Here is a 7,952-nt window from a genome sequence, read left to right on the forward strand (position 1 = left end):
AAGCCCGCCCCAGCGTCGCCGCAGTCCCTGGCTGGCGCTCGCGGCGGCGGTCGCTCTGTTGGCCGCCGCCCTCGCGGTCCTCGTCCGCCGACGGTCCCGGCGCTAGTCCAGGATGGGCCGGTAAACCGCTACCCGGCTCGGCGGCTCAACGCGCAGGCGCAGCATGCTGACCCCGGCGGCAACCAGCGCGACGATCGAGGCGAAAAGCAGCAACGTCGGGGTGACCCGCACGCCGGCGAGATGGAACGCGAGCCCGACGGCGACCGCCCCCGTGGTCTGGCCGAGCAGCCGCGCGGTCGCCAGCATCCCCCCGGCAGCTCCCGAGCGCGGCTTTGGCGCGGCGCTGAGGAGGGTGCGGTTGTTGGGTGACTGGAACAGCCCGAAGCCGAGACCGCACACCGCCATTCGCCACGCGATGTCGAAATTGGCCGGCGACTCGCCGAGCCGAGAGAGGAAGAACAAGCCGACCGCGAAGATGGCGAGGCCGATTCCGCCGAGCAGGCCCGAAGGCACGCGATCGGCGAGCCGGCCGGCGAACGGCGCCGCGATTCCGACCGCGATCGGCCACGGAGTCATCAGCAGTCCGGTCGCGAACACGCTTCGCCCGAGCACCGACTGCAGCAGGAATGGGATCGCGACATAAGCGAGCATCTGCGCAGCAAAGCTCACGATCGAGGTCGCGATCGAGAGCGCGAAAATCGGGATGCGCAAGAGGTCCAGCGGCATCATCGGGTTCGCCTCTCCCCGCTCGCGCCAGATGAGCGCCGCGCCGCCGGCCAGCCCTGCGATTACCAGCACGAGGCCCAGTCCGGCGCCTTCGCGCGCGAACATCTCCGCGCCGAACACGAAGCCGCCCATCATTGCTGCGCTCAGCAGCGCGGAAGGCCAGTCGAACAGCTCGCCGTGCCCGTGCGGATCGGGAAGCGCCTTCCTGCCGACGGCCAGCGCCGCGATCCCGATCGGCAGGTTGATCAGGAACAGCCAGTGCCATGAGGCGACGCTGAGGATCAGCGCGGCGAGCGTCGGTCCGGTCGCCGCGGACATCGACAGCACCATCGCGTTGTAGCCGATGCCACGTCCTAGCATGCTCGCCGGATAGGTCGCCCGCACCAGCGCCGCGTTCATGCTCATGATGCACGCCGCGCCGATGCCCTGGAACACTCGCGCCGCGATCAGCATCGGCAGGGAACCCGAAACCGCGCACGCGACCGACCCGAGGGTGAACAGCGCCAGGCCGGGGATGTAGATGCACTTGTACCCGATCCGGTCGCCGAGCGCGGCGAGCGGAAGCAGCAGCACCGTGATCGTCAGTTGGTAGCCGTTGATGACCCACACCGACGCGGAAGGCGAAGCGCCGAGCTGCCCCGCGATCACCGGAAGCGCGACATTGGCGATCGCGCCGTCGAGCACCGCCATGGTCAGCGCCAGCCAGATGCTGACGACCGACCAGTAGCGGCGGGGGACCGGCAGCCCGTCTTCGGCTTCGGCTTGCGGCCGTTCCAATGTCCGACGATTCACGATTGCGCGCCCATTGTTCCAAACCCGAACGAATCGCAATCGGCGTGGATGCTACGGCTGCTGACGACCGACGATTTGCTCCACGAGTTGACGCAGGTTTGCGAATTCGGCGAGCTTCAGTCCGTCGCCCGCTTTGATGCCCTTTGGCACCCATCCCGTATCGAATCCCAGCTTGGCCGCTTCCTTGAGCCGCAGCCCGGAGTGGGCCACTGGACGGATCTCGCCCGACAATGCGATTTCACCCAGGACCACGGCGTCTTGGGGAACCGGCCGCTCGGACATTGCCGACACCAACGCCGCGGCGACGGCCAGGTCCGCCGCGGGGTCGTTGAGCCGGTAGCCGCCCGCGACATTGAGATAGACTTCGGCCGTCGCGAAGCTGAGGCCGCACCGCGCCTCGAGCACCGCCAAGACCATCGCGAGGCGTCCGCTGTCCCAGCCCACCGCCGCGCGCCGCGGGGTCGCGCCGGTTGCCAGCCGCACCACCAACGCCTGAATCTCGACCAGCACCGGTCGCGTGCCTTCCATTGCCGGGAACACGCTCGTCCCGCTGACCGGCTCGCCGCGGTGGGTGAGGAACAAGGCCGAGGGATTGGGCACTTCGGTGAGCCCCGCGCCCTCCATCGCGAACACGCCGATCTCGTCGGTACCGCCGAAGCGGTTCTTCATCGCGCGGAGGATGCGATATTGGTGACTGCGCTCGCCTTCGAAGCTCAGCACTGTGTCGACCATATGCTCGAGCACGCGCGGCCCGGCGATGGTGCCGTCCTTGGTGACGTGGCCGACGAGCACGACGGCGGTGCCATGCTCCTTCGCGAACCGGACCAATTCCTGTGCGGAGGCGCGGACCTGGCTGACGGTACCAGGCGCCCCCTCGATCAGGTCAGAATGCATGGTCTGGATCGAATCGATCACCAGCAGCGCCGGCGGCGCGCCGTCGCCCAGGGTGGTCAGGATATCACGCACCGACGTCGCTGCAGCGAGCCGAACCGGCGCTGCGCCGAGGCCGAGCCGCACCGCCCGCAGCCGCACCTGCTCGGCCGATTCCTCGCCCGAGACATAGATCACCCTTTGGCCTTCGCTCGCGACCCTCGCCGCGACCTGGAGCAGCAGCGTCGACTTGCCGATGCCGGGATCGCCGCCGACCAGCATCGCCGAGCCCGCGACAATCCCGCCGCCTATCGCCCTATCGAATTCTGCGATCCCGCTCGGCAGACGCTCGGGCAGCGCCGCCGGCGTCTCCAGCCCGACCAGCGGGATCACCCGCCCGCCTCCCTGCAAATTGTGCTTCGTGGCGAAGATGCTCGACACTTCCGCAGCTTCCTGGACGAGCGTGTTCCACTCGGCGCAATCGGGGCATTGGCCTTGCCAGCGGCTGCTGACGGAGCCGCACGCCTGGCAGACGTATCGGGATTTGGGCTTGGCCATCACCGCGCAGCCTAGCCTCGCCGGGACGCTTCGCAAGCGGTACAAGGAACAATCGGGGGTGCGTGCTGGCTGACATCTTCCTGTCTTATGCGAGGCCCGACGCCACTGCGGCGGAGCGGATTGCGCGCGAGCTCGGCAAGGCGGGATGGTCCGTCTGGTATGATCGCGAGCTCCCCGCGCACCGCGCCTATGCCGACGTCATCGCAAACGAGCTCGAATCGGCGCCGGCGGTGCTCGTGCTGTGGTCGGAAGCGGCGGCCGCGTCGGAATGGGTGCGATCGGAAGCGAACCGCGCTCGCGAGCTGCACAAGCTGGTCCAGTCCAGGCTAGACCGCACCCGGCTGCCAATGCCGTTCGACCAGATCCAGTGCGCCGACCTTCGCGGCTGGCGCGGTGGCCGGCGCCACGCCGGCTGGTCGCAGGCCCGCAAGAGCATCGAGGCGCTCGTCGGTGGCGAGCGGCATGGTGTGGGTCGAACGTCGTTGACATCGGACCGCGGCACGACCCGGCGCACGCTGCTCATTGGGGCAGGAGCGGCGGTAGTAGCGACCGCCGCGGGAACCTTGTGGCTGCGCGGCGAAAGCGAGCATCGGCCCAATCCCGAAGCCGCGTTGCTGTTTCAAAAGGGCACCGACGCACTTCAAAACAATGACGTCTTCGCTGCTGACAATCCCGGCTCGCTGGCCAATGCGATCGCGCTGCTGACGGAAGCAACCCAGGCCGACCCCCATTATGCCAAGGCCTGGGGCTCGCTCGCGCTTGCCTATGCGGGCTTGAAACGCGTGTCGCCCGTTTCGCAAAGGCCTGGCTTGGATTCGCGCAGCCGGTCGGCCGCTGCGGAAACCTTCAGGCTGGAGCCCAATGAGCCGCGCGCGACTTCAGCGCTCCTCCTCCTCGATCCATTGTACCGTCACTGGCGCTCCGCCGAGCTTGCTGATCGGGCTGCGCTCAAGAATTCGAGGCCCGTGCCGCTCCTGCAGTTCCTTCTCTCCGAGACCCTTGGCAGCGTCGGCCGCTGGAAGGAGGCAGCTGCGATTTCAGACACGGCGGACCGCAAGCACTTCATTATCCCGGGCGCGGATCGCAGGATCGTGGTCGACCTGTGGGCGGCAGGCAATCTGCAAGCCGCGGACGAAGCGCTTAAGCAGGCGGTCGATCACTGGCCGCAGCAGCCGCAGGTGTGGCGCACCCGGCTCGAATATCTGATGTACAGCGGGCGGCCGCTGGATGCGCTCGCGATCCTCAGCAACGAGGCGGAACGGCCGACCGGCACTTCCGCGCAGCTGGTGAAAGCCATCGATGCGACCGCGCGAGCCCTGGCAGCGCGAGGCAGCCCGAGCGAGGCCGTGGACCGCAGTCTCGACTATCTGAAGTCACAGCCGTCGGAGGGTTTGGCCGTGGCCCAGGCCGCTGCTGCGGTCGGCGATCTCAACACGAGCTTCGCCGTCCTCGACGGCTATTATTTCGGTCAGGGCGAGTGGAACGAGGCCGCGCCCGAAGCCGGCGACGAGGACCGGGCGACGAGCGCGCTGTTCCTGCCGTCGATGAAAAAGGCTTGGACCGACGCGCGTTTCGCGCAGCTTCTCCAAAGCATCGGCCTCGAGCAATATTGGCAGGAAAGCGGCACCGTGCCGGACTTCCGCCGCCCCTGAGTCACATCAGCAGCAGCAGGGCAGACCTCGGCAAGTTCCGAGGATATGGAATCGCGGATGACTACGCTCTCCGCATTGCCTGTCCCGCTGGAATTCGTCCTGTTCGGCGCGATGCTGCTCGGCGTCGCGCTGTTCCACAACCGCGCGCTGCCCATCACACTGGTCGGTCTCGCCGCGATACTCGCGATCGAGGCGCTGGTGACCCAATTTCCCACCGGCCGGGGGGCTTCCGCCCTCTTCGCCCATGCGCGGCACGAATGGGTGATAATCGCCAACCTGCTCCTTCTGCTCACCGGTTTCGAGCTGCTCTCGAGCCAATTCGAGCGAAGCAGGATCTCCGATCATCTGCCGAACCTGCTCCCCGACGACTGGACCGGCGGCGTCGCGGTCCTCGGCATCGTCTTCGTGCTATCGGGCTTTCTCGACAACATCGCCGCAGCGGTGCTCGGCGGCGTCATCGCGCGGCACGTGTACGAGGAGCGCGTGACCGTAAGCTTCCTGGCGGGGATCGTCGCCGCCGCGAATGCCGGAGGGGCGGGAAGCGTCATCGGCGACACCACGACCACGATCATGTGGCTTCACGGCGTTTCGCCGCTGACGGTCCTCCCCGCTTATGTCGGCGCAGCGGCATCATTCGCTGTGATCGCACCCTTCGCTGCCCTCGCGCAGCACCGGCACCAGCCGATCATCGCCGACGACCGGCCCGGAAGCCCGCTCGAGTGGCGGCGCATCTGGATCGTCGCTTTCATCCTGGCTTGCGCCGTGAGCGCCAACATCGTCGCCAATGCGCTCAGCGAGGGAGAGGAAACCGCGCCCTGGCTGGGGATGGCGCTATGGGGCGCGATCCTGCTGACGAGCCTGATCGCGCGTCCGGACTGGTCGAGCCTGCGCCATGGGGCGAAGGGAGCGCTGTTTCTCGTCGCGCTCGTCGCCGCAGCGTCGCTGATGCCGCTCAAGGCGCTTCCCGATCCGTCGTGGCAGAGCGCGTTCGGGCTCGGCGTGCTTTCGTCGATATTCGACAATATCCCGCTCACCGCCCTCGCGTTGCGCCAGGGAGGGTACGATTGGGCGCTGCTCGCCTTCGCGGTGGGATTCGGCGGTTCGATGGTTTGGTTCGGATCGTCCGCCGGAGTCGCGCTCACCAACAATTATCCCCAGGGCCGCTCGTTCATCCGCTGGCTGAGGGAAGGCTGGTTCGTTCCGATCGCCTATGCGGCCGGCTTTTTCGCCATGCTCCTGGCGTTCGGCTGGCATCCGTCACCGAGCCATTGATGATGGCGCCGCCCGGCGCGGTTGATATGGAGCGTGCATGAACGGCATCGCGCTAGCGCCGATTGGCGTGCTTCTGCTCGTCGCCTGCCTCATCGCGATGGTGTCGCGTCGCATCGGCCTGCCCTACAGCGTCGGCCTGGTCGCCGCCGGCGTAGCGATCGCGTTCATTCCGAACACGCCGACCCTTCCGCTTTCGCGCGACCTGATCTTCAACATCCTGCTCCCGCCGCTCGTCTTCGAGGCGGCGCTCCAGCTTCCTTGGCGAAGCTTCCGCCGCGAGTTGCCGGTAGTCGTCACCCTTGCATTTTTCGGTGTCGCGCTGGCCGCCGCGATCGTGGCCGCTGGCATGCACTTCGGCCTCGGCTGGAGCTGGCTTGGGGCGGCGCTGTTCGGAGTGCTGATCGCCGCGACCGATCCCGTCGCGGTGATCGCCGCGTTCAAGGAAATGAATGCCGAGGAGCGACTGTCGATGCTCGTCGAATCGGAAAGCCTGCTGAACGACGGCGTGGTCGCCGTGGCGTTCGCCGTGCTGGTCGGGATAGCGACCGGCGCATCGGCCGGGATCGGAAGCATCGTTCCGTCCTTCCTGTGGACGCTGTTCGGCGGCGCGCTGATCGGCGCCGCCGTGAGCGCCGTAATCCTGCTGCTTGCGGGCCGCACCAGGGATCACCTCGTCGAAATCACCCTGACGACGCTCGCCGCCTACGGCTCGTTCCTGATGGCGGAACGCGTCCACGCCTCGGGCGTGCTCGCCTCGCTGACCGCGGGCCTGATGATCGGCAATCTCGGCCGCATGATCTCGGACGAGGGCCGGCCTCACGTGCTCTCCGCGTGGGAGTTCTTCGCTTTCCTCGCCAATTCCTTCGTCTTCCTGCTGATCGGCATCCAGGAGGCCGGGATCCCTGTTAACCGCCTCGGCTATGTGACCGCGGCCTCGGCGATCCTGCTGGTGTTGGTCGGCCGGGCGGCGGCAATCTATCCGCTCGCGCTGCTGTTCCGGGCCACGAAGCTGAAGGTCTCGTTCCCTTACCAGCACGTGCTCTTCTGGGGCGGGCTTCGCGGCGCGCTCGCTCTCGCGCTCGCACTGACCGTCCCGGCGTCCGTTCCCGAGCGCGTGCCGATCATCATCACGGCCTTCGTGGTGGTCGCTTTCTCGATTTTCGTTCAGGGGTTGACGATGCCGTGGCTGGTGAACCGCTTCGGCCTCACCGAGAAGCGGCACGCGAAGTGAGTTGCCGCTGCCCGGCGCGGCCCCTACTTCGCCGCGCGTGAGCCTGGTCCCCGAACCGCTTCGAATTCCGGCGTTCCGCTACTTCTGGTTCGCTCGGCTGGCGACGACCATGGGTCAGATGGCGATGGTCATCATCATCGGCTGGCAGGTCTACGACATCGCCCGCGAGACGATGGGCCTCAAGGAAGCGGCGCTGCGGCTCGGCATCATCGGCGTGGTCCAGTTCGTGCCGCTGTTCTTTCTGACGCTGGTGACCGGATGGATGGCCGACCGCGTCGACCGGCGCTGGATTTCGCGCGCGTCGGTCGCGCTCGAGCTCGGCTGTGCGCTGGCGCTGGCCTGGTTCGCCTGGCGCCAGACGACGACGCTCGAAATCCTGTACGCAATCGCTGCCCTGCTCGGAGTGGCGCGCGCGTTCGCCGGACCCGCGCTCGGCGCCCTTGCCCCGAACCTCGTTCCGCGTGAAATCCTGCCCAGAGCGATCGCCTTGTCGTCGATGGCGTGGCAGACGGGTGCGATCGTCGGGCCGGCGCTCGGCGGCTATCTCTACGCATATCACCCTTATGCCCCCTATGCCGCGAGCGCGGCGCTGTTCGCGATCGCTTTGGCAGGATTGCTCGCCATCGGTCCGGTCCCGCGAAGCGAGCTCGCGCGCGGCGTGAACCCGTGGACCCAGATGATCGAGGGGCTGCGCTACGTGCGCCGCCACCGGCTGGTGCTCGGAGCGATCAGCCTCGACCTGTTCGCGGTCCTGCTCGGCGGCGCGACCGCAATGCTCCCGGTCTTCGCGCGCGACGTGCTCCACGCGGGGCCCGAAGGCCTGGGCCATTTGCGCGCCGCCCCGGCGGTCG

At 67.7% G+C, this 7,952-nt stretch carries 6 protein-coding genes; 4 read left to right on the plus strand and 2 right to left on the minus strand.

Features of this window, described 5'->3' with window-relative positions; genetic code table 11:
* Nucleotides 1–102: 102 nt before the first annotated feature.
* On the minus strand, nt 103–1,503 hold the full coding sequence (locus tag GH737_RS11340; RefSeq protein WP_230558774.1) for an MFS transporter: 1,401 nt from the start codon (nt 1,501–1,503) through the stop codon (nt 103–105).
* Between the two features lie 66 nt (nt 1,504–1,569).
* A complete protein-coding gene (gene radA, locus GH737_RS11345) occupies nt 1,570–2,946 on the minus strand; it encodes a DNA repair protein RadA (protein ID WP_155264925.1) in 1,377 nt (458 codons plus the stop codon).
* Nucleotides 2,947–3,008: 62 nt separating this feature from the next.
* Here radA and GH737_RS11350 point away from each other — a divergent pair, with 62 nt between their 5' ends.
* The 4 genes from GH737_RS11350 to GH737_RS11365 form a co-directional block, all read left to right on the plus strand.
* On the plus strand, nt 3,009–4,598 hold the full coding sequence (locus GH737_RS11350; RefSeq protein ID WP_155264926.1) for a toll/interleukin-1 receptor domain-containing protein: 1,590 nt from the start codon (nt 3,009–3,011) through the stop codon (nt 4,596–4,598).
* Between the two features lie 57 nt (nt 4,599–4,655).
* The gene (locus GH737_RS11355) at nt 4,656–5,870 is read left to right on the plus strand and encodes a citrate transporter (protein WP_155264927.1); all 1,215 of its coding nucleotides are present in this window, start codon (nt 4,656–4,658) and stop codon (nt 5,868–5,870) included.
* Nucleotides 5,871–5,907: 37 nt separating this feature from the next.
* A complete protein-coding gene (locus tag GH737_RS11360) occupies nt 5,908–7,101 on the plus strand; it encodes a cation:proton antiporter (RefSeq protein WP_155264928.1) in 1,194 nt (397 codons plus the stop codon).
* A gap of 37 nt (nt 7,102–7,138) precedes the next feature.
* Nucleotides 7,139–7,952: MFS transporter (locus GH737_RS11365; protein WP_155264929.1), on the plus strand; the 814-nt coding region annotated here is incomplete at its 3' end.

The organism is Sphingomonas segetis, assembly GCF_009720245.1.
Lineage (GTDB): Bacteria > Pseudomonadota > Alphaproteobacteria > Sphingomonadales > Sphingomonadaceae > Sphingomicrobium > Sphingomicrobium segetis.